This is a genomic window from Mycolicibacterium komossense (genome assembly GCF_025822605.1).
Lineage (GTDB): Bacteria > Actinomycetota > Actinomycetes > Mycobacteriales > Mycobacteriaceae > Mycobacterium > Mycobacterium komossense.
This window is the reverse complement of record NZ_JACKTY010000037.1, coordinates 35544-58995: the sequence shown is the minus strand read 5'-3', so window position 1 is coordinate 58995 and position 23452 is coordinate 35544. Positions and strand designations below refer to the sequence as shown.

At 66.1% G+C, this 23452-nt stretch carries 23 protein-coding genes; 11 read left to right on the top strand and 12 right to left on the bottom strand.

What is annotated here, in order from left to right; all coding sequences use genetic code 11:
- Window positions 1-16: 16 nt before the first annotated feature.
- Together H7J73_RS23210 and H7J73_RS23205 are read left to right on the top strand one after the other, a co-directional pair.
- Window positions 17-1039: an alpha/beta fold hydrolase gene (locus tag H7J73_RS23210; RefSeq protein ID WP_264070141.1), complete on the top strand. Its 1023-nt coding sequence runs from the start codon at window positions 17-19 to the stop codon at window positions 1037-1039.
- 53 nt (window positions 1040-1092) lie between these two features.
- Window positions 1093-1779 carry a PhzF family protein gene (locus tag H7J73_RS23205; RefSeq protein WP_264070062.1) on the top strand — a complete coding sequence of 229 codons (687 nt, stop codon included), beginning with the start codon at window positions 1093-1095 and terminating at the stop codon, window positions 1777-1779.
- A gap of 21 nt (window positions 1780-1800) precedes the next feature.
- On the opposite strand, the gene nrdR is transcribed toward H7J73_RS23205, so the two are convergent.
- Window positions 1801-2265 (bottom strand): transcriptional regulator NrdR, encoded by a 465-nt coding sequence (nrdR, locus tag H7J73_RS23200; RefSeq protein ID WP_264070140.1) that lies wholly within the window; start codon window positions 2263-2265, stop codon window positions 1801-1803.
- Between the two features lie 89 nt (window positions 2266-2354).
- Window positions 2355-2873 (bottom strand): LysM peptidoglycan-binding domain-containing protein, encoded by a 519-nt coding sequence (locus H7J73_RS23195; protein ID WP_435405565.1) that lies wholly within the window; start codon window positions 2871-2873, stop codon window positions 2355-2357.
- A gap of 230 nt (window positions 2874-3103) precedes the next feature.
- Between H7J73_RS23195 and lexA the strand changes: the two genes are divergently transcribed.
- A complete protein-coding gene (gene lexA, locus H7J73_RS23190) occupies window positions 3104-3802 on the top strand; it encodes a transcriptional repressor LexA (protein WP_264070061.1) in 699 nt (232 codons plus the stop codon).
- Between the two features lie 18 nt (window positions 3803-3820).
- On the opposite strand, the gene H7J73_RS23185 is transcribed toward lexA, so the two are convergent.
- Complete coding sequence (locus H7J73_RS23185; RefSeq protein ID WP_264070060.1) at window positions 3821-5965, bottom strand: LGFP repeat-containing protein; 2145 nt, start codon at window positions 5963-5965, stop codon at window positions 3821-3823.
- Between the two features lie 205 nt (window positions 5966-6170).
- Window positions 6171-7328 (bottom strand): acyl-CoA dehydrogenase family protein, encoded by a 1158-nt coding sequence (locus H7J73_RS23180; RefSeq protein ID WP_264070059.1) that lies wholly within the window; start codon window positions 7326-7328, stop codon window positions 6171-6173.
- A 150-nt stretch (window positions 7329-7478) separates the two neighbouring features.
- On the opposite strand from H7J73_RS23180, the gene H7J73_RS23175 reads away from it, so the two are divergent.
- On the top strand, window positions 7479-9767 hold the full coding sequence (locus tag H7J73_RS23175) for a molybdopterin-dependent oxidoreductase (RefSeq protein WP_264070058.1): 2289 nt from the start codon (window positions 7479-7481) through the stop codon (window positions 9765-9767).
- A 24-nt stretch (window positions 9768-9791) separates the two neighbouring features.
- On the opposite strand, the gene H7J73_RS23170 is transcribed toward H7J73_RS23175, so the two are convergent.
- On the bottom strand, window positions 9792-9923 hold the full coding sequence (locus tag H7J73_RS23170) for a hypothetical protein (RefSeq protein WP_264070057.1): 132 nt from the start codon (window positions 9921-9923) through the stop codon (window positions 9792-9794).
- 193 nt (window positions 9924-10116) lie between these two features.
- Between H7J73_RS23170 and H7J73_RS23165 the strand changes: the two genes are divergently transcribed.
- Both H7J73_RS23165 and H7J73_RS23160 read left to right on the top strand, forming a co-directional pair.
- Entirely contained in the window at window positions 10117-11301 is a 1185-nt protein-coding gene (locus tag H7J73_RS23165; RefSeq protein WP_264070056.1) for a N(5)-(carboxyethyl)ornithine synthase, read from the top strand.
- Window positions 11298-11456, top strand: coding sequence for a DUF6307 family protein (locus H7J73_RS23160; RefSeq protein WP_264070055.1), 159 nt, complete (start codon window positions 11298-11300; stop codon window positions 11454-11456). The genes H7J73_RS23165 and H7J73_RS23160 overlap by 4 nt, the downstream gene beginning before the upstream one ends.
- Before the next feature lie 19 nt (window positions 11457-11475).
- Here the strand turns inward: H7J73_RS23160 and hflX are convergent, their stop codons facing one another.
- The 5 genes from hflX to H7J73_RS23135 are packed head-to-tail and all read right to left on the bottom strand — an operon-like array spanning window position 11476 to window position 16329.
- The gene (gene hflX, locus H7J73_RS23155; RefSeq protein WP_264070054.1) at window positions 11476-12885 is read right to left on the bottom strand and encodes a GTPase HflX; all 1410 of its coding nucleotides are present in this window, start codon (window positions 12883-12885) and stop codon (window positions 11476-11478) included.
- Window positions 12886-12934: 49 nt separating this feature from the next.
- On the bottom strand, window positions 12935-13816 hold the full coding sequence (gene dapF / locus H7J73_RS23150; protein ID WP_264070053.1) for a diaminopimelate epimerase: 882 nt from the start codon (window positions 13814-13816) through the stop codon (window positions 12935-12937).
- A 4-nt stretch (window positions 13817-13820) separates the two neighbouring features.
- On the bottom strand, window positions 13821-14747 hold the full coding sequence (gene miaA / locus H7J73_RS23145; RefSeq protein ID WP_264070138.1) for a tRNA (adenosine(37)-N6)-dimethylallyltransferase MiaA: 927 nt from the start codon (window positions 14745-14747) through the stop codon (window positions 13821-13823).
- Complete coding sequence (locus H7J73_RS23140) at window positions 14747-15421, bottom strand: class III extradiol ring-cleavage dioxygenase family protein (RefSeq protein WP_264070052.1); 675 nt, start codon at window positions 15419-15421, stop codon at window positions 14747-14749. Before H7J73_RS23140 ends, miaA begins: the two co-directional genes overlap by 1 nt.
- Before the next feature lie 11 nt (window positions 15422-15432).
- Window positions 15433-16329, bottom strand: a complete 897-nt coding sequence (locus H7J73_RS23135; protein WP_264070051.1) for a DMT family transporter — start codon at window positions 16327-16329, stop codon at window positions 15433-15435.
- Between the two features lie 224 nt (window positions 16330-16553).
- Between H7J73_RS23135 and H7J73_RS23130 the strand changes: the two genes are divergently transcribed.
- Window positions 16554-17924, top strand: a complete 1371-nt coding sequence (locus H7J73_RS23130; RefSeq protein ID WP_264070050.1) for a DUF349 domain-containing protein — start codon at window positions 16554-16556, stop codon at window positions 17922-17924.
- A gap of 3 nt (window positions 17925-17927) precedes the next feature.
- Here H7J73_RS23130 and H7J73_RS23125 read toward each other — a convergent pair whose 3' ends face one another.
- Both H7J73_RS23125 and miaB read right to left on the bottom strand, forming a co-directional pair.
- Entirely contained in the window at window positions 17928-18581 is a 654-nt protein-coding gene (locus tag H7J73_RS23125) for an Rv2732c family membrane protein (RefSeq protein WP_264070049.1), read from the bottom strand.
- Window positions 18578-20128: a tRNA (N6-isopentenyl adenosine(37)-C2)-methylthiotransferase MiaB gene (gene miaB, locus H7J73_RS23120; RefSeq protein ID WP_435405564.1), complete on the bottom strand. Its 1551-nt coding sequence runs from the start codon at window positions 20126-20128 to the stop codon at window positions 18578-18580. Before miaB ends, H7J73_RS23125 begins: the two co-directional genes overlap by 4 nt.
- Before the next feature lie 130 nt (window positions 20129-20258).
- Here miaB and H7J73_RS23115 point away from each other — a divergent pair, with 130 nt between their 5' ends.
- The 4 genes from H7J73_RS23115 to H7J73_RS23100 are packed head-to-tail and all read left to right on the top strand — an operon-like array spanning window position 20259 to window position 23440.
- Window positions 20259-20987, top strand: coding sequence for an amino acid ABC transporter ATP-binding protein (locus H7J73_RS23115; protein WP_264070136.1), 729 nt, complete (start codon window positions 20259-20261; stop codon window positions 20985-20987).
- A gap of 36 nt (window positions 20988-21023) precedes the next feature.
- Window positions 21024-21851: a glutamate ABC transporter substrate-binding protein gene (locus H7J73_RS23110; protein ID WP_276031687.1), complete on the top strand. Its 828-nt coding sequence runs from the start codon at window positions 21024-21026 to the stop codon at window positions 21849-21851.
- A gap of 21 nt (window positions 21852-21872) precedes the next feature.
- Window positions 21873-22553, top strand: coding sequence for an amino acid ABC transporter permease (locus H7J73_RS23105; RefSeq protein ID WP_264070047.1), 681 nt, complete (start codon window positions 21873-21875; stop codon window positions 22551-22553).
- Window positions 22550-23440 carry an amino acid ABC transporter permease gene (locus H7J73_RS23100; protein WP_264070046.1) on the top strand — a complete coding sequence of 297 codons (891 nt, stop codon included), beginning with the start codon at window positions 22550-22552 and terminating at the stop codon, window positions 23438-23440. Before H7J73_RS23105 ends, H7J73_RS23100 begins: the two co-directional genes overlap by 4 nt.
- Window positions 23441-23452 lie beyond the last annotated feature (12 nt).

Below are 23452 nucleotides of genomic sequence, written 5' to 3'. Positions count from 1 at the left end.
TACTGCAGGTGATCAGCTGATGGTCCGGAAGCCGAATCTGCAACCAGTGCGGGAGCTGACCCCAGCACTGGAGTTTCGGACTATCCATGGCTACCGGCGCGCGTTCCGGATCGCCGGGTCCGGCCCAGTCCTGTTGCTGATTCACGGCATTGGCGACAACTCCACCACGTGGAGCACAGTCCACTCGAAACTCGCGCAGCGATTCACGGTGATCGCGCCCGATCTGCTGGGTCACGGCCAGTCCGATAAGCCGCGGGCCGACTACTCCGTCGCTGCCTACGCCAACGGTATGCGGGACCTGATGAGCGTCCTCGATATCGAGCGAGCCACGGTGGTCGGCCATTCACTCGGCGGCGGCGTGGCGATGCAATTCGCCTACCAGTTCCCCCAGTTGGTGGAGCGTCTCATTCTGGTCGGTGCCGGCGGGGTCACCAAGGATGTCAACATCGCCTTGCGCGTCGCGTCACTGCCGATGGGCGGTGAAGCGCTCGCGCTGCTGCGGCTGCCGTTTGTGCTGCCGACGTTGCAGGTCGCCGGTCAGGTGGCGGGTGCGATGCTCGGCCGGACCGCGGTCGGGCGGGACCTACCCGATGTGCTGAGGATTCTGCGGGACCTGCCGGAGCCGACCGCGTCGTCGGCCTTCACGCGCACGTTGCGCGCGGTGGTGGACTGGCGCGGCCAAGTGGTGACGATGCTCGATCGATGTTATTTGACCGAATCTGTTCCCGTGCAACTCATCTGGGGACGCCAGGACGTCGTTATCCCCGTCGAACACGCCCATATGGCGCATGCCGCCATGCCAGGATCCCAGCTGGAAATCTTCGAACATTCCGGCCATTTCCCGTTCCACGACGACCCGGACCGGTTCGTCGAGTTGGTCCAGCGCTTCATCGACTCGACCCAGCCCGCACCGTACGACCAAACCGCGCTTCGACAGCTGCTGCGTGACGGCATCGACGAGCGCGACCTGTCCGGCTCTGTCGACACCAAGGTCGCAGTCCTCGACGCGATGGGCTCTGACGAACGTAGTGCCACCTAGGCCGTCACCTCGAGGTGGCACCCACCTCAGATCACGCGCAGTACAGTCGAATCATGGCTATCGAGGTGACAGTTCTTCGAGTTTTCACCGACGCAGAGGGCAATTTCGGTAACCCGCTCGGGGTCGTCGACGCCAGCACTGTACCGCCGGCGGATCGCCAGCGCCTGGCGACCGAATTAGGTTACAGCGAAACCATTTTCGTCGATCTTCCGAACGAAGGTTCGTCGACGGCGCACGCCCGAATATTCACCCCGACAGCAGAGCTTCCGTTCGCCGGGCATCCGACGGTCGGGGCCTCGTGGTGGCTGCAATCACTGGGCACACCGGTCAAGACCTTGCAGGTACCTGCGGGCATCGTCCAGATCGACTACGACGCCGACCTGACCGCGGTCAACGCCCGCGCCGACTGGGCTCCCGAGTTCGCCATTCACGATCTGGACTCCGTCGAGGAGCTCGCGGCGGCGAATCCAGAGGACTATTCCGACGATATCCAGCACTACCTCTGGACTTGGACGGATAAACCGTCCGGCGCAGTGCGGTCCCGGGCGTTCGCCATGAACCTCGGAATCCGCGAGGACGAAGCGACCGGCGCGGCGGCCGTCCGGATCACCGACTACCTCAGCAGCGATCTGTCCATCACCCAGGGTGCGGGCTCGAAGATCGAAACCCGATGGAGTCCGGAGGGCTGGGTGCGAGTGGCCGGCCGGGTAGTCAATGACGGAGTGCGACAGGTCGATTAAGCACCGCCTAGTGGGCTGCGATCAGCTGGGGGTGATCACAGCGCGGTGCTCGCGGAGGGCCTGAATCTCACGTTCGAAGTCTTCGGCTGAGGAAAACGAGCGGTAGACAGACGCGAACCGCAGATAGGCGACCTCGTCGAGTTCGCGCAGCGGGCCGAGAATAGCCAGACCGACTTCATTACTGGGCACTTCAGGCGAGCCGCCCGCCCGCACACTGTCTTCTACTTGTTGGGCCAGCAAGTTCAACGCATCGTCATCCACCTGCCGGCCCTGACATGCGCGGCGCACCCCGCTGATCACCTTTTCCCGACTGAACGGCTCGGTGACGCCGCTACGCTTTACTACTGCCAATACGGCGGTCTCGACAGTGGTGAACCGGCGCCCGCACTCCGGACACGAGCGGCGGCGCCGAATCGCCTGCCCTTCGTCCGCTTCCCGGGAGTCGACGACCCTGGAATCGGGATGACGGCAGAAAGGACAGTGCATGACCGCTCCTTCGCCGTGCCGACGGTGGGAAAACTCCGACTCAGAGCCTACCTGCGCGAGCATCGGCGCAGCCACCGCAGCCCCCAGCCTCAGCCGACCGGCGCGATCAACGTCTGTCCGGCGTCGACGGCGACCGAGTCGAGCTTGTTGAGCTCACGGATCCGCTCCATCACCGGGCCCGTCGGCGCGTCGGGCGCCACCCGGGCGGCGACCTGCTGCAACGTCTCCCCCGTCTGTACCTGCACCACCGCCAGCTTGTCCGGCACCGGGGCGGCAGCACCCTGGATCGCCGCACCGAACTGCGCGACTGCACCGAGCCAGATGGTGATCAGAGCGGCCAACAGCGCCAGCGCGACGGTGGTGAACGGCGTGATGGGCCGCGTGCGATGCGGCGCGCGCGACATCAACACACCTGTTCCCCGATAGCGCACCGGCGCGCCGGCCGCTCGCCCCGGTCCCGGGCGACGCCGAGGATCTGCCCCACGGGGCCGGCGGCGCACGGGCCGCACCGGCGCCGTCGGCGCGCTCGGCCGAGCGTTCACCCAGGTATCCATCTCTGCCATTACCGTCCGCATCGCCGTTCCTTTCGACCGTTTGCTGGTAGCCATGTTCGCTCCTGTGTTCGAAATTTACTCGCTCATGTGTTCGAGAAAAAGGGTCCGTCCGAACATGTGATCGATTCGTAGCCGAACACTAAATCCACCCTCCGACAAAAATGGGCAGGAGAACGTCCGCCGCAAGCGCCACACCCGCCCCAGCGAGATTCGCGGCCCACCGGGCGCGACACGCGTCGAACACATGTTTGATTCTGGAGGGCTCGGCGACTAGATTCGCCTGCATGGGCGACACCAAGGACACCTCGACGAGTACCGACAATGCCGTTAGTGGTCCCCGTGACACCACACTCACGGAGCGGCAGCGCACGATTCTGGACGTCATCCGGTCTTCGGTGACCACCCGCGGTTATCCGCCGAGCATCCGCGAGATCGGCGATGCAGTCGGCCTGACGTCGACGTCGTCAGTGGCGCATCAGCTGCGCACGCTGGAACGCAAAGGTTTCCTCCGCCGGGACCCGAATCGGCCACGGGCCGTCGATGTCCGAGGAGCCGACGATGCCACGCCGACCGTCGTGACCGACGTCGCGGGTTCCGATGCCCTACCCGAGCCGACCTATGTACCGGTGCTGGGCCGGATCGCCGCCGGTGGCCCGATTCTGGCAGAGCAGGCCGTCGAGGACGTCTTCCCGCTGCCCCGCGAGCTCGTCGGCGAAGGGTCTCTGTTCCTACTCAAGGTCGTCGGTGAATCGATGATCGACGCCGCAATCTGCGACGGCGACTGGGTGGTGGTACGTCAGCAGAACGTTGCCGAGAATGGCGATATCGTCGCTGCGATGATCGAAGGCGAAGCCACGGTGAAGACCTTCAAACGTACGGGCGGCCAGGTGTGGCTGATGCCGCACAACCCGATCTTCGACCCCATCCCGGGCAACGACGCGGCCATCCTCGGCAAGGTCGTCACCGTCATCCGCAAGGTCTGATCGAGCGGGCGCCACCGCTCAATCAGACCTGGTGAATCCGTTCGCCTGGGCCAATTGCTCAGTGGCGAACCAAATTTCAGCCACCGTATCGTCGTAGCCGGCAGTGCCCGGTGTGTGGTATTTCCCCGTGCGCATGCTGCCCTTGATCGGATAACCCTCCGGCGCCTCGTCCGGATCGTCTAGGGGAAGGTGGATGGCCGGCGGCGCCACCATCTCCTCGTCGATATCAGGCTCCATTACCTGCGCGCTGCTGTCCGAGCCGTCCCACTCTGGTTCTTCCCGCTCGGGTGGCGGCGCCGCGCCGTAAACGGGTGCGAACAACGACTGCGGCCCGGGCAGATACGACTCTTCGTCGGGTGCGGTCCACACCGACCTGCCTGGATCGGGATTCAGGGCGGCATGGCGCCCCGACTGCGAGCCCTCGACGTCCTGGATGCGAGTCGGCGCAGTATCGACACTGTCGGGATCTTCGTCGGCGTCCAGCGCGTCGTCCACCGCATCGGACTCGTGCACGCCGTGGGGCGTGAACATCCCGATGGCCGAGGTCTGATCGCTGTCGATGGTGGGGGCCGGGTCGCCCCAACGCCGCTCCGGCGCTTCGGCCACGTCCTGATCCGGCCATCCGGCGCCCGAGGAGACATAGGCGTTTTCGGCATCCGGATCGACGAAACGAGCCCGGCCTTCGACGTCGTCGACCTCGGGGGACGCCCAATGCTCCTGATCGTCCGTGACATGGTCGTCAACTTCGTCGTCGTAGTCCGCTTCGGCACGAGTGGAACGTCGTCGAACCAACATCACGGCAAAGGCGGCAAGTGATGCCAGCAGCAGCACACCCAGCGGCACGATCCACCACAACCACCAGGTGTGGTAGCGGAATTTGTTGTCGCTCTTGGCCTCCGGCGCCGATGCCGCCGAGGTATCCGGCGCGGCGCTCTGCGGCGGTACCTGCAGGCCCACCAATTGGTCGGCCAACTCCTTGGGATCGGTGCTGAACGTGTTCTTCTTGCTGTCGAAGGAGACCTGTCCGCCGCTGAACTTCTGGGTGGTGACGTCACCGTCGGTGTTCTGCTCGGCGACCGGGACACCGATTGCGCCCGCCGCCCCGCCCAACTTGTCCCAGGCCGCCTTCATCGCCCCGCGAACGGGGACTGCGCCGTGATCAGCGGTCCAGAAGATGACCGGACCACCAACGCCGGCGAAGGCACTGACCCGGCTGCCCGGCACGCCGCCGTCCGCTTCGCTTGCGCTCGGGAAGCCGAGTTCACCGGTCGGGCCGCCCAAAGATTCGTACTCGGCCAGGATCGCGCCGCTGACGACGTGGGCGCCGGTGGCGGGTGAGAAGAACACCTTTCCGCCGGCGAAGTCCTGTTCGGCGCCATCGCCGATGACCTTCTGATCGCCCTGTTTGAGGCCGAGGGGGCCCGCGGCACTCCCGGCGGCACGCCACGCAGTGTTGATGGCCGACGCCGGGTCGGTCGGAATGTTCAGGTCGGCGAGTTGCCCGGCCAGATCAGGCGGGTCCGAGGTGAACTGCTTCGTGTCCATGTCGTAGGACAGCTGCCCGCCGGTGAACGTCTGCGAGACGACTGCGCCGTTATAGGTCTCGTCGGCGGTCGGAACACCGAGGACGCCCGCCGAGCCGCCGAGCTTGTCCCAGGCCGCGTTGATCGGGCCGCGGACCACCCAGGCACCGCTCTCGGGGGTCCAGAAGATGACCGGGTTGTCGCCGGCGCTGAACGTGGTGTTGCGACTGTCCGGGCTGACCTTCCCCGGGCCTTCGTCGATGTTGGGGAAGCCCAGATCGCTGTCGGCCGGTCCGCCGAGCTCACGGTATTTGTCGAGGATCGCCCCGAACATCGCCCTGGCTCCGGTGGCCGGGGTGAAGTACACCGCACCGCCGGCGAAGTTCTGCCCGAACCCGGCGCCGACGGGGTACACGCCACCGTCTTTCGGGCCGAGCTGCGATGTATCGCCTCCGGCCGCGGTCCAGGCAGCGTTGATAGCGTCGTCTGCATCGCTCTGCGGATCGGCGTTCGCGATGGGTGACATCAGCGTCACCAGGGCCGTCGCAGCCACCAGGCCCAACGTCAGCCGGACCGGTTTGGTCCAAGCTGGTTTGGTCCAACCGAAAGCCCATCGGAATGGATTTCGTTGCGTCGTCATGCACACACTCCCCGCGGTTTCCGGCGTTGTGCCCGCAAACTGGCGCGCCCGTCATCTTTACGGCAGAAATCAACGCTTATAGCCCATTTCGCCGTCATTTCGGAGACAATACCGACCCGAAACCGAAATGACGTGCAGCCGCGACGACACGCGCGCCGGTTTGATCACCGCGGACTGCCGGGCAGCCCGGGAGGCGACCCGAGTCTCAGACCCCGAGCGAACGGCCGACGATCTCCTTCATGATCTCCGTCGTGCCACCGTAAATGGTCTGCACCCGCGCATCCAGATATGCCCGCGCAACGGGATATTCGCGCATGTACCCGTACCCGCCATGCAACTGCAGACACCGGTCGACCAGGCGCACCTGCGCTTCGGTGGTCCACCACTTGGCCATCGCGGCCTGTTCGGCAGAGAGCTTTTCGTCGAGGTGCAGCCGGATGAATTCGTCGACCATGATGCGTACCGCAGTGGCCTCGGTGGCGAGCTCGGCCAGGAGGAAACGGCTGTTCTGCTGGCTGCCGATCGGCCTGCCGAATGCCTTGCGTTCCTTGGTGTATTGCAAGGTCTGCTCGAGCACCGTCTCCATCGCCGTCGCCGCCATCACGGCGATGTTGAGGCGTTCCTGCGGCAGATTCTGCATCAGGTAGATGAAGCCGAGTCCCTCTTCGCCAAGCAGGTTTTCGGCAGGAACCACGACATCGGTGAACGACAGTTCCGCGGTGTCCTGGGCGTCGAGGCCGATCTTGTCCAGATGCCGACCGCGTTCGAATCCCGCCATGCCGCGCTCGACGACGAGCAGCGAGAAACCCTGCGCGCCCTTGTCGGGGTCGGTCTGCGCGACGACGATCACCAAATCGGCGTTGATGCCGTTGGTGATGAAGGTCTTGGAGCCGTTGAGGATGTAGTGGTCACCCTGCTTGACGGCGCGGGTTTTGATGCCCTGCAGATCGCTGCCGGTGCCCGGCTCGGTCATCGCGATCGCGGTGATGATCTCGCCGGTGCAGAATTTCGGCAGCCAACGTTGCTTCTGCTCTTCGGTGGTCAGCTTCAGCAGGTACGGCGCGATGATGTCGTTGTGCAGACCGAAGCCAAGGCCGCTGTAGCGCCCGGCGGTGGTCTCCTCCGTGAGGATGACGTTATACCGGTAGTCCGGGTTGCCTCCACCACCGTATTCCTCGGGGACCTGCGTGCCGAGGAAGCCCTGCTTACCGGCCTCGATCCACACTGAGCGGTCGACGATCTTGTCTTTTTCCCACTGCTCGTGGAACGGCGCCACGTGGCGGTCCAGGAATGCGCGGTAGGACTCGCGGAAAAGATCGTGCTCGGGCTCGAACAGGGTGCGCTCGAATTTGACGACTCCCACTGGGAGACCTCCTTCAGGTATGGGGACTGTGGATAGGCAGCGGTCTCGGGATCAGGTGGCGCACAGGCGCACGGTCTTACCTTCGAAGATATATCAACCGGCTGGTTGGTTGGGTGCGGGGTGCGCTGCCGCTCTCCGTAGACTTGCTCGATGAGCCCAGCACCGGCAAGCCTCACGCACTGGGGCGCATTCCGTGCGCGCATCGAGTCCGGCGACATCGCCGAGATCACGCCGCTAGAGGGCGACACCGACCCATCCCCGCTGCTCGGCAACCTGCCAGGCTCGGTGCGCCATCGGTCCAGGGTCGCCGGCCCAGCGGTGCGCCGGGGCTGGCTCGACAACGGGCCGGGGCCTACCGATCGCCGCGGCGCCGACGAGTTCGTGGCCGTCTCCTGGGACGAACTGACCGAGCTGCTCGCGACCGAGCTGCGCCGGGTCATCGATACCCACGGCAACGAGGCCATCTACGGCGGGTCCTACGGCTGGGCCAGCGCGGGCCGGTTTCATCACGCCCAGAGCCAGGTGCACCGGTTCCTGAAACTGCTCGGCGGCTATACGTCTTCCCGCCATTCCTACAGCCTCGGAGCAACCGGGGTGATCATGCCGCGGGTGGTCGGTACCCACGACGATCTGTTTAAGCGATCCACGAACTGGAATGTCATCGCCGCACACACCGACCTGCTGGTCTGTTTCGGCGGCGTCGGCCTTAAGAACACCGGCGTGAATCACGGTGGTACAACGGCACATCCGGCGCGCGATGCGCTGGCGAGATTCCGTGACCGCGGCGGCCAGATCGTGTCCTTCAGTCCCCTGCGCGACGATGTCGAGGGTAACTGCCAGTGGTTGGCTCCGGTGCCCGGCACCGACGTCGCGATCATGCTGGCACTGGCCTACGTACTGGCCACCGAAGATTTGGCCGACCGCGCCTTCCTGCAGACCTATTGCACCGGCTACGACCGCTTCGAACGCTATCTGCTCGGAACCGACGACGGCGAGCCGAAATCGCCGGAGTGGGCTACTGATATCTGCCGACTGCCCGCCCAGACATTGCGCGAGCTGGCCCGGCAGATGGCGGCCGGCCGCACCATCGTGACCGTCAGCTGGTCGCTGCAGCGGGTGCGCCACGGTGAGCAGGCGCCGTGGATGGGGCTCACGCTGGCCGCGATGCTCGGCCAGATCGGGCTACCCGGTGGCGGTTTCGGCCACGGCTACGGCTCGATGAACGAGCCGGGCCTGTCACCGATCACGTGTCGACTACCGGTCTTCCCGCAGGGGGCGAATCCGGTGACGACCTTCATCCCGGTGGCCGCGGTCAGCGACATGTTGCTACATCCCGGCGAGTCCTACGATTTCAACGGCCAGACGTTGCGATTCCCCGACATCCGGTGTGTGTACTGGGCCGGCGGCAATCCCTTCCACCACCACCAGAATCTGCCGCGGCTACGGCGGGCGCTGGCCCGCGTCGACACCGTCGTCGTACACGACCCGTACTGGACGGCGATGGCCCACCACGCCGATATCGTCGTCCCGTCGACGACGGCGTTCGAACGTGACGACTTCTCCGGGTCACGCAACGATCCGCTGCTGGTCGCGATGCCCGCGCTGACCGCGCCCTACGCCGAATCCCGCAACGACTACGAGACGTTCGCCGCGCTGGCCTACCGGCTCGGCTTCGGCGAGACATTCACCGAGGGCCGTACCGATCGCGAATGGCTGTCCGCGATGTACGAAAAGTGGTCGGCCGAATTGGATTTAATCGTCCCGACGTTCGACGAGTTCTGGGCGGCAGGTCAGATCCGACTGCCCGTCGAAGACGGCCTGACACTGCTGGCCGACTACCGGGCCGATCCGCAGGCCCACCGCCTGACCACGCCCAGCGGGCGCATCGAGATCTTCTCCGCCGATATCGACGGTTTCGGCTATGCCGACTGTGCCGGCCATCCCCGCTGGTATGAGCCGACCGAGTGGCTCGGCGGCGACCGCGCCCAGCGGTTCCCCCTGCACTTGGTCGCCAACCAGCCCAAAACCCGGCTGCATGGCCAACTCGACGGCGGTGCCACTAGTCAGAACTCGAAAGTCCAAGGGCGAGAACCGATTCGAATGCATCCTGTTGATGCGTCCGCACGCGGTCTGATCGACGGCGATCTGGTGCGGGTGTTCAACGACCGCGGCTCATGCCTGGCCGGCCTGGTGCTCGACGAGGGGCTACGCACCGAGGTGGTGCAATTGTCCACCGGCGCCTGGTACGACCCGGAAGATCCAGCCGATCCCGATGCAATGTGCGTACACGGCAATCCGAATGTGCTGACCGACGACATCGGCACGTCCTCGCTGGCCCGCGGCTGCACGGGCGCCCACGTACTGGTCGAGGTGGAGAAGTTCAGCGCCCCCGCGCCGCCTATCCGCGCACACGAACCTCCACCATTCGCGACGAGGTGACGTCGTCGCGAAAACCGCCGTGGTTTAACGCTTCTTGTTGATCGCGATCTCGGTGGCCGAACTCTGATCGGTCTTGGCGTGCTTGGCCGCACGCTTGTCCTTGAGCGACTTGCCGGACTTCTTGGTCATCGCTTGGCGAGGAGACTTGTCGGACATCCGGACCCCTTGAGTTGGGGGCCTGATTGGTCCCGATCGACTCACCATACGCCTGAGCGTGATGGTTCGGTCGGACAGAAGTGGTCGGGGTCCAGCGCAAATAGGGCTACCCTGAAGGCGTGCGGCCCGAGAGGCTGCGCAGCCAGACAATGAAACAACGGTGCTTCGATGACGAACATGCTCGGGGCGCCCCATGCCTCTTCTTAAACTCGGCGTCATCTCGCGGACTCGCAAAGAGAACGAGCATCGACTGCCTATCCACCCCCTTCATCTTGACCGCCTCGACGCCGACCTGCAGGACAGCATCTACCTAGAGGACGGCTACGGCGACCACTTCGGGGTACCGGACGCTGACCTGGCCTCCTCGGTCGCGGGAATAGTCCCCCGGGACCAGCTGATCGCCGAATGCGATGTCATTCTGCTCGCCAAACCCGAGCCGGCTGACCTGGCCGAACTGCGCACCGATCAGGTTCTGTGGGGCTGGCCGCACTGTGTGCAGAACCGGAAGCTGGCGCAGCAGGCCATCGACCGGCACCAGACCCTGATCGCGTTCGAGGCGATGAATCACTGGCGTGCCGACGGCTCGTTCAAACTGCACGTTTTTCACAAGAACAACGAGATGGCCGGCTACTGTTCGGTGCTGCACGCGCTGGAGCTCATCGGCTCGACGGGCACCTACGGCCGACGACTGCGCGCCGCGGTGATCGGCTTCGGCGCGACCGCCCGGGGTGCGGTCACTGCGCTGAACGCGCATGGCATCCATGACATCGACATCCTGACCAACCGCGACGTGTCTGCGGTCGCCTCGCCGATCCACTCGGCCCGAATAGTCCATTTCATGACTGATCTGCCCGGCAGCCCGGCGGTCACCGACGACGGCGAGGTTCCGCTGGCGGATTTCCTCGCCGAGCACGACATCGTGGTGAACTGCGCGCTGCAGGACACCGATGCGCCACTGATGTTCCTGTTCGACGACGACCTGGCGGCGTTCCGGCCGGGCAGCCTGATCATCGACGTGTCCTGCGACGAGGCAATGGGTTTCAGCTGGGCCAAGCCCACGTCGTTCGACGCACCGGTGTTCACCGTCGGCGACAACATCACCTACTACGCCGTGGACCACAGCCCGTCGTACCTCTGGAACTCGGCCACCTGGGAGATCAGCGAGGCGCTGATCCCCTTCCTGCGCCCGGTACTCAGCGGCCGTGAAAGCTGGAACCGGGACCAGACGATCCGGCGTGCCATCGAGATCCGCGACGGCGTCGTGCTCAATCCGAACGTCCTGACGTTCCAACACCGGTCACCGAACTATCCCCACGCGATCGGGCTCACCGAAGAACCTCTGCTGGAAACCACCAACCGAATAGGAATCCCAACATGACTGCCACCATCGCCCGTTTGTCCCCGTACGAGAACCGGCTCAAGCTCGTCGAGAATGTGCTGATCGAGCACTCCTCGATCGACGCCGAAACAGCAAGCAGCGCAGCAGTACACATCCTGCACGCGCTGGACTCGATCCCCGAGAAGGTCCGCTAGCTAGTCCCGCCGGATCCAGCTAGTCCGTCACGAAGTCCCGCAGGCTGGCCGCCAGGCCTGCGGGCACATGACCCTTGATCCGGGTGCCGCCGTCGGTGTGCTCAGTCGCATCGACGCGCCCCTCGGTGTGCACCTTGGCTACCAGATCTCCACGGCCGTAGGGAATCGTCACGTCCACCCTGATGTCGGTCGGTTCGACGAGCTGACTCATCTTCTCCCGTAGCCGGTCCAGGCCTTCGCCGGTGTGGGCGGAGACAAACACCGCATCCGGTAGCGCCCGGCGCAGTTTCGCCAGTGCCAGATCATCTGCTGCGTCGATCTTGTTGACCACCAACAGTTCCACGGGCGGTGTGGCGTTGTGGTCGGCGATCACCTCGTCGACCACTTGGCGCACCGCGCTGATTTGCGCCAGCGGGTTGACGTCGGAGCCATCGACGACGTGGACCAGCAGATCGGCGCCGGTCACCTCCTCCAGCGTCGACTGGAACGCCTCAACCAGCTGGGTCGGCAGATGCCGGACGAAGCCGACGGTGTCGGTCAGCACGAACTGTCGGCCGTCATCGAATTCGCCACGGCGCGTGGTCGGTTCGAGGGTGGCGAACAGCGCATCCTGGACCAGCACTCCGGCTCCCGTCAGCGCGTTGAGCAGACTCGACTTACCGGCATTGGTGTAGCCGACGATCGCAACCGACGGCACAGCGCTACGGACCCGGCCGCTGCGCTGGGTGTCGCGGATCTTCTTCATTTCCTTGATCTCGCGTCGCAGCTTGGACATCCGCTCACGAATCCGGCGGCGGTCCGTCTCGATCTTGGTCTCACCGGGGCCACGGGTACCCACGCCGCCACCGCTACCACCGGCGCCACCACCCTGGCGCGACATCGACTCACCCCAACCGCGCAGGCGCGGCAGCATGTATTCCATCTGGGCAAAAGCGACCTGCGCCTTGCCTTCTCGACTGGTGGCGTGCTGGGCGAAGATGTCGAGGATCAGCGCGGTCCGGTCGATGACCTTGACCTTGACGGCCTTCTCCAGTGCGTTGAGCTGCGCCGGAGACAACTCGCCGTCGCAGATGACGGTGTCGGCGCCGGTGGCGATGACCACTTGGCGCAGTTCGGCGGCCTTTCCTGACCCGATATAGGTCGACGGATCGGGTTTGTCGCGACGCTGCATCAGCGCTTCGAGAACCTCGGATCCGGCGGTCTCGGCGAGTGCGGCCAGCTCGGCCATGCTGGCCTCGGCGTCGGCGGCGGTGCCATCGGTCCAGACCCCGACCAGCACGACGCGTTCCAGCCGCAGCTGGCGGTATTCGACCTCGGAGACGTCAGTGAGCTCGGTCGACAGGCCGTGGACGCGACGTAGTGCCGAGCGGTCGTCGAGGGCGAGCTCACCGGCGGTCGGGGCAGAGGAAGGGTGTTCGGGATAAGTCATGGGCGGTCTCCGATGGTGTCACGCGTGCAGGCCGGCCCGCATCCGATTATCAAGCCTGTCGACTCCACCAGTCGTCGGACAGTTCTCCGTGAGCGACGAGTTCGGCCGGTCCGCGCAAGTAGCTGGTGGCATCTGTGACGGTGACGGTGACCTGCCCGCCGGGGATGCGCACCGCCAGTGCGCCGGTGTCGCTGCCGAGGTGCCGCAGAGCGGCTACGGCCGCGGCCACCGTGCCGGTCCCGCAGGATCGGGTCTCCCCCACCCCACGCTCGTGTACCCGCATGGTGACAACACCTTCGACGGGAGCGGTGAGCACCTCGATGTTGACGCCGTCGGGAAACTGCGAGGGATCGAAGTGCACGGGCGCGGCCACATCGAGCGAGGCGAGGTCGTCGACGGTCAGTGCGGCGTCCACGCAGGCCAGGTGGGGGTTACCGACATCGACACCCAACCCGGTGAATGTCCGGCCGCCGACAGTGGCGGTACCGATGCCGAGTTGGTTGGCCTTGCCCATGTCGACGGTGACGTCGGCCCGTACATCGTCGAAGCTGTGCAGGGTCACCGGTCGTGGGCCGGCGAGCGACCCGACGACGAATTCGCTGCGGTTCTCCAACCCGCTGGCCCGCAGGTAGTGGGCGAACACCCGGACACCGTTACCGCACATCTGGGCTATCGACCCGTCGGCATTGCGGTAATCCATGTACCAATCGTCGGCAGAGACGCCTTCAGGCAGGTCGCCGGCGAGACGCTCGAAAACGCCCGCGGCCTGCGCGGCACCCGCCGTGGTCACCCTCAGCACACCGTCCGCGCCCAGTCCGCGGCGCCGGTCGCACAGCGCCGCCACCGCGGCCGGAGCCAGGCTCAGGCGGGCGGACAGGTCGGGCAGCAGCACGAAGTCGTTCTGCGTGCCGTGCCCTTTGGCGAAATTCACCTGTTCAGGATACGTGCCGCCAGATGCCGAGGGCTTCGTCCGCAAGTTCGCGGGCACTCAGGGCGGCGGCGTCGAGCCAGCGGATCCGGTGATCGCGGCGAAACCACGACCGCTGGCGACGGACGTAGCGGCGGGTGCCGGTGAACGTCAGGGTGTGGGCTTCGGCCAGCAGCTCGTCGGTTCCGCCCGCGTCGAGTGCCGTGATCACCTGCGCGTAGCCCAGAGCGCGCGCGGCAGTGACACCGTCACGCAGCCCGATGTCGAGCAGCCCCAGCACCTCCTCGACCAGACCGGTATCGAACATCGCATCGGTCCGCCGGGTCAGGCGTTCATCGAGAAGTTCGGTGTCCCAATCCAATCCGATGATGGCAGTGTCCCAACGCGGAGCGCCGATGGTCGGCGCCGAGGCCGCGAACGGCTGCCCGGTCAGCTCGACCACCTCCAGCGCGCGGACGATGCGCCGCCCGTCGGTCGGCAGGATCGTCGCGGCGGCGGCGGGGTCGCGCCGGGCGAGTTCGGCGTGCAGGGCCGCGACACCCACCTGCGCCAGGCGTTCCTCCCACGCGGCGCGGACCTCCGGGTCGGTCGCCGGGAACGCCCAGTTGTCCAGCAGTGACTGGATGTAGAGCATCGAACCGCCGACGATGACAGGCACCACCGCGCGCGCGGCGATCGCCTCGATATCGGCGGCGGCACCCTGCTGGTAGTTCGCGACTGTCGCGGTCTCGGCGATGTCGAGGACGTCGAGTTGGTGATGCGGGATCCCGCGCCGCTCGTCGGGGGAAAGCTTGGCGGTGCCGATATCCATTCCGCGGTAGAGCTGCATCGCATCGGCGTTCACGATTTCGCCGCCCACCCGCTCGGCGATATCGAGGGCCAGCGCGGATTTACCGGTGCCGGTGGGGCCGACGACCGCGATCGGTCGCACGATCACGGCAGCCAGACGCCGGCGAAGTATCCGACACCGTACGGCGCTCCCCGGTAGAACTCCGCGGCGCTGGGCGGGGCCGTTGCAGTCAGCCCGGCCAGCACACCGAACGCTGCCCGGCCCACGACGGCCGCGGGCAGCGCGGTGAGGGCCGAGACGTCGCCCCGCCCGAGCGCGTTGTCGAGATCGTCCTGCACCGCGACGTTCGCCGGTTCGTAGCCGCCGGGCGCCGACGGGGTCAAGGTGTGGCAGCCGTCGGCGACGATGAGAACGCCGACCGGCTCGAGGCCGGCGTCGAGTTCGGCGCGCAACGCCCGGCCGGCCTCGGTGGCGGCAGGATCGCCGGCCGCGTAGCACCGCACTTGCGCGACGGCCCCCGGCTGGACCTGCCCCCGCACCCAGCCGGTGATCAGCGCGCACAGCGGCAGCTGTGTCGCTTCTCGCGACCGCGGTGACAGCGCAACCGGCACGTCGACCCCGAAACCCGCGAAAGTGCCTGCCGCGTCCGGCCCGACCCGCACACCCGGGGCGCCGACTCCCACCGCGAGCCAGCGCTGGGGCAGGCTCGCCGCCGCCCGCAGTACCGCCGCGCGCAGATCGGCGACCTCGGCGGCGGCACCCGCGAGTTCAGGAACCAGCACGGGTGCCGACGGGATGATCGCGACGGCCGTCAACACGAGAGGTAACGCTAATGCCCGGGCGGATCCTGGTGCGAAGCAGCCGCTGAAGAGCTGGCGACGGCCTCACCGCGGGCCAGGGCCACGGTGGAGACCACCATCACCACGACGGCCACCGCCAGGGTGAACCATCCCGCTTCACCGGGGCGCAGGGTCTCCCCGAGCACGACGACACCGAGCACGGACCCGACGATGGGCTCGGTGATCGTCATGGTGGGCAGTGAGGCCGTCAGCGCACCGGCCCGGAACGACGACTGTTGCCACGCCGTGCCTGCGACGCCCACGGCCGCCCACGCGTAGAGCTCGGGGGCGCGAATCAGGTGCCACAGGCCGTGGTCGAGCAGATCTACGACGCCTTTGGTGAGGACCGCGAACAGTCCCCACAGTGTTCCCGAGACCACGGCCAGCAGGACCGCGCTGATCGGTCGTCCCGACAGCATGCCCGCGGCCACGACACAGAGGACCATCAGCGGGCCCAGCACGGCGATGACCAGCGTCCAGGTCTCAAGGGAGGCGCGGGAGTGACCTTCGGTCGGGTTACCGACGATGACGATCACGGCGACCGCGGCGGCGAGCAGGGCCGCCCACGTCCACTCCCAGCGCGTCACCGTGCGGTGCGACAGCCGGGCGCTGATCGGCAGGGCGAACAGCAGCGATGTGACGAGCAGGGCCTGAACCAGCAGCACCGAACCGAAGCCGAGCGCGGCGGCCTGCAGTGTGAAGCCGATTGCCGCAATCGCGCTGCCCAGCCACCAGCTGGTGTCCTTGAGTAGGCGCAGGAACAGCTCGAGATGCCCGACCTTGTCCTCGGTGACCTCGTGAGCTGACCGCTGATGCATGACGTCGCCGATGGCGATGAACAGTGCTGCACCCAGTGCGAGCAGCGCGGCGATATCCGCCTTAGCCATCCAACTCCTCAGTCATTTAGGCCAGTAGACGCAACTGACAGCGATTCCGCAACGCAAACGTGGCCGCGCGTCGCGCCGCGACCTGCTTCAATACCTGCAGAACAGTTTAGAAACGTCCTGCGAACAGCTACCGGAACGTCTCCGATAGCGTGGACGGCCAACAGGCGCCGCGTTGCGCGGCAGTGCGCGGACCGCCGCGCGGAGGGTTAGGTACGGGGTAACTGATGACTACAGACGATACGACGCAGCCAACGACTGCAGGGACGACCCCTGGACCCGTTCCAGGGCAAGCTCCTTCTCCAAGGCCGGGCCCCACGCCGGGTCCGAGACCGGGCCCCCGCCCCGCCGCCGCGAAACCCACCGCGCCGGTCGCCGCCGCCCCCAGCAGTGATCCGCACCGCTTCGGGCGGGTGGACGACGACGGCACCGTGTGGTTGATCAGCTCCGCGGGTGAGCGGACCATCGGTTCGTGGCAGGCCGGCGACAACGAAGCCGCTTTCACGCATTTCGGCCGCCGCTACGACGATCTGTCCACCGAGGTCGCGCTGATGGAGCACCGGCTGGAGTCCGGTACCGGTGACGCCCGCAAGATCAAAGCTGCGGCCGCAACGCTGGCCGAGTCGCTACCGACGGCCACCGTGCTCGGCGATGTGGACGCATTGGCGGCCCGTCTGACCGCAATCAGCGAGCATGCCGACGCTGCCGCGACGGCCGAACGCGCCAAGCGTGACGAACAACGCGCCGCCCAGACCGCCCGTAAAGAAGCGCTGGCGGTCGAAGCCGAGGATCTGGCCGCCAATGCCACGCAGTGGAAGGCTGCCGGCGATCGGCTGCGCGACATCCTCGACGAGTGGAAAACCATCACCGGGCTCGACCGTAAGACCGATGACGCGTTGTGGAAGCGGTATTCGGCGGCCAGGGAGACGTTCAACCGGCGGCGTGGCTCACATTTCGCGGAGATGGACCGGGAACGGGCGGGCGCACGGCAGGCCAAGGAAGCGCTGTGTGTGCGCGCCGAGGCACTGTCCGGTTCCACCGACTGGGGCCCCACCAGCGCCACGTTCCGCGACCTGCTGACCGAATGGAAGGCCGCGGGGCGCACCGCCAAGGAGGTCGACGACGCACTGTGGCAACGGTTCAAGGCCGCGCAGGACACGTTCTTCGCCGCCAGGAACGCGATCACCGCAGAGCGCGACAATGAGTTCAAGGCCAATGCCGCTGCGAAGGAAAAGCTGCTGGCCGAGGCCGAGAAGATCAACGCGACCGACCTCGACGCCGCCCGCGCGGCGCTGCGGTCGATCACCGACAAGTGGGACGCGATCGGCAAGGTGCCGAAGGAACGGACCGCTGATCTGGAGCGCCGGCTGCGGGCGGTCGAGAAGAAGGTGCGCGACGCGGTCGATGCCGAGCGGGTTGACCCCGAGGCACAGGCCAGGGCCGAGCAGTTCCGCGCCCGCGCAGAGCAGTACGAAAAGCAGGCCGCGAAGGCCGCCGCCGCGGGTAAGACCAAAGACGCCGAAGCGGCACAGGCCAACGCTCAGCAGTGGCGGGAGTGGGCCGATGCGGCGGCCAGCGCACTGAGCAAGAGGCGCTGAGAGCTAACTGCGGGGGGCGCCGGAGTCTGGCTTCGGCGGCGTTTTTCCGGGTTTGGCCGGCTTCCCCAGGCGGTCGAGCAGGCTCGTGGACTGGTCGACGGCCGCGGCCCGGCGGCGCTGTTCCTCGGCAGCCAACTGCACCGCGGTCCGCGTCCACACCACGCGCGCCCAATGGAACGCCAGCAGGATGACCGTGATCCACGCCAGGATCAGGCCGTAGCCCGGACCGGGGTGCGTGATACCTGGTCCCATGGCGTGGCCGATGGTGGCGGTCTGCCGCGACCAGACTGCGAGCAGCCCGGTGAAGCTGGCCAGTGTCGTACCGGCCAACGCAATCCACGCCAGCGCCCAACGCCGGGTCAGCAGCGCGAGCATCGAGAATCCGACACCGAAAACGAGCGTGAGCCAGCAAAACACCCGCGACGGCAACGCGATACCGACGCCGATCGCGGCATTGTCCCCCATCACCACGTCGACGCCCCTGGCCGCACCGGTGTGCGGCAGGATGAACGACACCAGCAGCACGAAAACCAGCACGGCGACCACCACAGCCCTAGGCCCCGGATCGATTTCGCCCGCCACCCGGCGCTCGGCCGCTTCGAGATCGGCTTTGAAGTTCTCGAAACCCTCGGGCGGCTGCGCAGCTGGTTCGGTCATCGTGAGCACCCGCCGACCGGCGCTGGGGTGGGCAGTGCGGCCATGCCGAGCGCCGGCATGCCAAGACCGATGGTGCGGGGTTTCTGTCCGGTCTCGTGGGCATCACCCGCACGCGTGCGTCGGTGTGTCAGCACTGCTCCGTCGGCGATCAGATGGTGCGGCGCCGCGCCGGTGACGACGGTGGTCACCACGTCGCCCGGGCGTACCAGCTGGGTACCGGGCACGAAGTGCACCAGCCGGCCGTCGCGGGCGCGGCCGCTCATCCGGGCGGTCTGTGTGTCCTTACGTCCTTCGCCTGCGGCGACGAGCAGTTCCACCGTGTTTCCGATCTGCGCCTTGTTCTCAGCCCAGGAGATCTCCTCCTGTAGCGCGATCAGCCGCATATAGCGCTCCTGCACAACGTCTTTCGGGAGTTGATCGGGGTATTCTGCGGCCGGGGTCCCTGGTCGCTTCGAGTACTGGAAGGTGAAGGCGCTGGCGAATCGGGCCTGGCGCACCACATCGAGGGTGGCCGCGAAATCTTCCTCGGTCTCACCCGGGAAGCCGACGATGATGTCGGTGGTGACCGCCGCGTCGGGCATCGCGGCCCGCACCCGGTCGATGATGCCGAGATAACGATCGGCGCGATAAGACCGGCGCATCGCCTTGAGCATGCGATCGGAGCCTGACTGCAACGGCATGTGCAGTGCCGGACAGACATTCGCGGTTTCGGCCATCGCCTCGATCACGTCGTCGGTGAACTCGGCCGGATGCGGCGAGGTGAACCGGACCCGCTCGAGGCCGTCGATTTTTCCGCAGGCCCGCAACAGCGACGCAAAAGCGTCTCTGTCGCGCCGACGGCCTCCAGCGGGATCGGCGAACGACACTCCGTAGGCGTTGACGTTCTGCCCCAGCAGGGTCACTTCGAGGACACCCTGCTCGACGAGTGAGTTGACCTCGGCCAGGATGTCCCCTGGGCTGCGGTCGACCTCCTTGCCACGCAACGCGGGCACGATGCAGAACGTGCAGGTGTTGTTGCAGCCCACCGAGATGGAAACCCATGCCGCATAGGCGGAGTCGCGGGCAGCGGGAAGCGCGGACGGGAATTCGACAAGGGATTCCGCGATTTCGACCTGGGCCACCTGATTGTGCCGGGCCCGCTCCAGCAAAGCCGGCAGGGACCCGATGTTGTGCGTGCCGAACACCACGTCCACCCAGGGCGCGCGGCTCAGGACTGATTCCCGGTCCTTCTGGGCCAGGCACCCACCGACCGCGATCTGCATATCGGGATTGGCCTGTTTCCGCGGAACCAGGTGGCTGATGTTGCCGTACAGCTTGTTGTCAGCATTCTCCCGGACAGCGCACGTGTTGAACACGACCACGTCGGCGTCGGATCCGTCGGCGGCCTTGCGATATCCCGCCGCCTCCAGCAGGCCGGCCAACCGCTCCGAATCGTGGACGTTCATCTGGCAGCCGTAGGTACGCACCTCGTAGGTGCGGGCATGCAGCACCGGGCCAGCCGGGTCGGCCACCCCCGTCATCTCAGCCTGCGGCACCGTCGACGTCACGCGCACCATGGTACGGACGGCGCAGGCAGCACCCAAAACTCCGCAGATCGATCATGATTGCCCACTTACCGGCGGACTGTGAGTTTCCTGGGTAGGGTCGGAGGCCATGAACCCCGGTGCAGATACGCCGATGATCGCAATCCGGGACGTCAACAAGCATTTCGGCAGCCTTCATGTGCTCAAGGACATCAACCTGGAGGTGGCCCGCGGCCAGGTTGTCGTCGTCCTCGGTCCATCCGGTTCGGGCAAATCGACACTGTGCCGCACCATCAACCGCCTCGAGACCATCGATTCGGGTCATATCGCCATCGACGGTGAAGAGTTGCCCGCCGAGGGACGCAAACTGGCCCAATTGCGTTCCGATGTGGGCATGGTCTTCCAATCGTTCAATCTGTTCGCGCACAAGACAATCCTGGAGAACGTGACGCTGGCACCGGTGAAGGTGCGCGGGGTGTCCAAGGACGAGGCGCGCGAGCGGGCGATGGCGCTGCTGGACCGGGTCGGTATCGCCAATCAGGCCGACAAATACCCGGCCCAGCTCTCCGGCGGCCAGCAGCAGCGGGTGGCGATCGCCCGCTCACTGGCAATGGAACCGAAGGTGATGCTCTTCGACGAACCCACCAGCGCGCTGGATCCCGAGATGATCAACGAAGTTCTCGCGGTCATGACCGGATTGGCCGAAGAGGGGATGACGATGCTGGTGGTCACCCACGAGATGGGATTCGCGCGCAGGGCCGCGAACCGCGTGGTGTTCATGGCCGACGGCGCCATCGTCGAAGACACCACCCCGGCCGACTTCTTCGACAACCCCAAGAGCGAACGCGCCAAAGACTTCCTCGGCAAGATCCTCAACCACTAACGCCTCTGGCGGGAAGGAAACACCACAGTGTCGTTTCTGAAGAGAAGTAGATCCCGGAGATTCCGGGTGGCCGCGGCGGTCGCGCTCGCCGTCGCCCTCCCGCTGTCAGCGACTGCCTGCGGCGGTGGCAGCAGCAGCTCCGGCGACACCATCGTCATCGGCACCAAGTTCGACCAGCCCGGCCTCGGACTGAAGAATCCCGACGGCACGATGAGCGGTTTCGACGTCGACGTCGCGACCTATGTCGCCAAGGAACTGGGGTACGCCCCCGACAAGATCGAATGGAAGGAATCGCCGTCGGCGCAGCGCGAGACGCTGATCCAGAACGATCAGGTCAAGTTCATCGCCGCCACGTATTCGATCACCGATGCCCGCAAGGAGAAGGTCAGCTTCGCCGGGCCGTACCTGGTCACCGGGCAGAGTCTGCTGGTCAAGGCCGATAACACCGACATCACCGGCGCGGATTCGCTGCAGAACAACAAGAAGCTGTGCTCGGTGTCGGGCTCGACGCCCGCTCAGCGCATCAAGGACAAGTACCCCGGCGTGCAGTTGCAGCAGTACGACACCTACTCGGCCTGCATCGAGGCGTTGAAGAACGGTGCGATCGACGCCGTCACCACCGATGAGGTCATCCTGGCCGGCTACGCCGCCCAGAGCCCGGGGACGTTCAAGATCGTCGGCGAGCCGTTCTCGACGGAGAACTACGGCATCGGCTTGAAGAAGGGCGACACCGAGTTCTGCACCAAGGTCACCGACGCGCTCAAGAAGATGGAGACCGACGGCGCATGGAAGGCCGCGTGGGACAAGAACCTCGGTCCCGCCGGCCTGCCCGCACCCACTCCGCCGACGCTCGACCCCTGCTAAGCGGACACCCGGTAGCTGTCTGTGGAGATCTTCACCAAGTACCAGGACGAGATTTTTGCGGCGTTCTGGATCACCATCAAACTGACGGTCTGCTCGGGTATCGGCGCGCTCATCCTCGGCACGGTGCTGGCCGGATTCCGGCTGGCACCGGTGCCGATGCTGAACTGGATCGGCAGCACCTACGTCAACATCCTGCGCAACACCCCGTTGACGCTGATCATCCTGTTCTGTTCGTTCGGGTTGTCCCAGACCCTGGGCATCACCCTGGTCGACGCGAACTCGCTGACCTCCATCGACGACAGTAATTTTCGGCTGGCGGTGCTCGGCCTGACGGTCTACACCGCGTCGTTCGTCTGCGAGACCATCCGCTCCGGTGTCAACACCGTGCCGCTCGGCCAAGCCGAAGCGGCCCGGTCGCTCGGTTTCACGTTCGGCCAGAACCTGCGAATCATCTTGCTGCCACAAGCTTTTCGCGCAGTGGTCATCCCGCTGGGCTCGGTGCTGATCGCGTTGACCAAGAACACCACAATCGCCTCGGCTATCGGCGTCGCCGAGGCGGCGCTGTTGATGAAGAAGATGATCGAGAACGAGGCCGCGCTGTTGCTGATCGGTGGCATCTTCGCGGCCGGGTTCGTCATCCTGACCCTGCCGCTGGGGCTGGTGTTCGGATGGCTGGGCAAGCGGCTGGCCGTGGCCAGATGAGCACCGCATCCGTGCTCTTCGACGCGCCGGGACCCCGGGCGCGGGTCCGCAACCGGGTGGTCTCGGCGATCACCCTCGTCTTCCTGGCTCTCGTCCTGTGGGTGATCTACGGCAAGCTGTCGGCCAAGGGCCAGCTGACCTCGGCGAAATGGGAGCCGTTCCTCACCGGCAACCTGTGGAAGACGTACGTACTTCCTGGCATCCAGGGCACTCTGACCGCGGCGGCCATCTCGATCGTGCTGGCGATGATCCTCGGCTTCGCCCTCGGTGTCGGACGGTTGTCGCACAACGGGCCGATCCGCTGGTTCTGCTCGGTGTTCGTCGAGTTCTTCCGCGCCGTTCCGGTACTGATCATGATGATCTTCGCATTCGCCCTGTACGCGCTGTACGACGTCTTCCCGTCCAAGCAGCTGGCGCTGGCCGGTGTGGTGACGGGACTGACGTTGTACAACGGCGCGGTGATCGCCGAGATCGTCCGAGCCGGGGTCACGTCATTGCCGCGCGGCCAGGCCGAAGCGGCTTCCGCGCTCGGGTTGCGGTGGGGTCAGACGATGCGCGCGATCCTGCTGCCACAAGCGATCACCTCGATGCTGCCGGTGCTGATCTCACAGCTCGTGGTGGTCCTCAAGGACACCGCGATCGGATATCAGATCACGTTCGTGGAAATGGTCCGCCAGGGCACCCAGGTCGGCTCGGCCTACGGCAACTACGTGCCGGCGTTGATCGTCATCGCGATCCTGATGATCAGCGTCAACTTCGCGCTGTCCGCGGCAGCCGTCAGGGTGGAGAAACGCCTTCGCCGGTCCAGCCGCGCGCCACGTCCGCTGGATGCGCAGGCCATCGAGCAGGAGGGTGCGCCCGGCGCCCGGGTGCAGCAGGCCGACTGAGCCTCTAGGTTG

What these genes read in the sequence shown, in the direction of transcription:
- H7J73_RS23160 (WP_264070055.1), top strand. Translation starts at nt 11,298, where the DNA reads ATGACTGCCACCATCGCCCGTTTGTCCCCGTACGAGAACCGGCTCAAG.
- H7J73_RS23115 (WP_264070136.1), top strand. Translation starts at nt 20,259, where the DNA reads ATGATCGCAATCCGGGACGTCAACAAGCATTTCGGCAGCCTTCATGTG.
- H7J73_RS23170 (WP_264070057.1), bottom strand. Translation starts at nt 9,923, where the DNA reads ATGTCCGACAAGTCTCCTCGCCAAGCGATGACCAAGAAGTCCGGCAAG.
- H7J73_RS23165 (WP_264070056.1), top strand. Translation starts at nt 10,117, where the DNA reads ATGCCTCTTCTTAAACTCGGCGTCATCTCGCGGACTCGCAAAGAGAAC.
- H7J73_RS23100 (WP_264070046.1), top strand. Translation starts at nt 22,550, where the DNA reads ATGAGCACCGCATCCGTGCTCTTCGACGCGCCGGGACCCCGGGCGCGG.
- H7J73_RS23195 (WP_435405565.1), bottom strand. Translation starts at nt 2,873, where the DNA reads ATGGCTACCAGCAAACGGTCGAAAGGAACGGCGATGCGGACGGTAATG.
- H7J73_RS23185 (WP_264070060.1), bottom strand. Translation starts at nt 5,965, where the DNA reads ATGACGACGCAACGAAATCCATTCCGATGGGCTTTCGGTTGGACCAAA.
- H7J73_RS23175 (WP_264070058.1), top strand. Translation starts at nt 7,479, where the DNA reads ATGAGCCCAGCACCGGCAAGCCTCACGCACTGGGGCGCATTCCGTGCG.
- H7J73_RS23125 (WP_264070049.1), bottom strand. Translation starts at nt 18,581, where the DNA reads ATGACCGAACCAGCTGCGCAGCCGCCCGAGGGTTTCGAGAACTTCAAA.
- hflX (WP_264070054.1), bottom strand. Translation starts at nt 12,885, where the DNA reads ATGACTTATCCCGAACACCCTTCCTCTGCCCCGACCGCCGGTGAGCTC.
- H7J73_RS23130 (WP_264070050.1), top strand. Translation starts at nt 16,554, where the DNA reads ATGACTACAGACGATACGACGCAGCCAACGACTGCAGGGACGACCCCT.
- nrdR (WP_264070140.1), bottom strand. Translation starts at nt 2,265, where the DNA reads ATGCACTGTCCTTTCTGCCGTCATCCCGATTCCAGGGTCGTCGACTCC.
- H7J73_RS23135 (WP_264070051.1), bottom strand. Translation starts at nt 16,329, where the DNA reads ATGGCTAAGGCGGATATCGCCGCGCTGCTCGCACTGGGTGCAGCACTG.
- H7J73_RS23205 (WP_264070062.1), top strand. Translation starts at nt 1,093, where the DNA reads ATGGCTATCGAGGTGACAGTTCTTCGAGTTTTCACCGACGCAGAGGGC.
- lexA (WP_264070061.1), top strand. Translation starts at nt 3,104, where the DNA reads ATGGGCGACACCAAGGACACCTCGACGAGTACCGACAATGCCGTTAGT.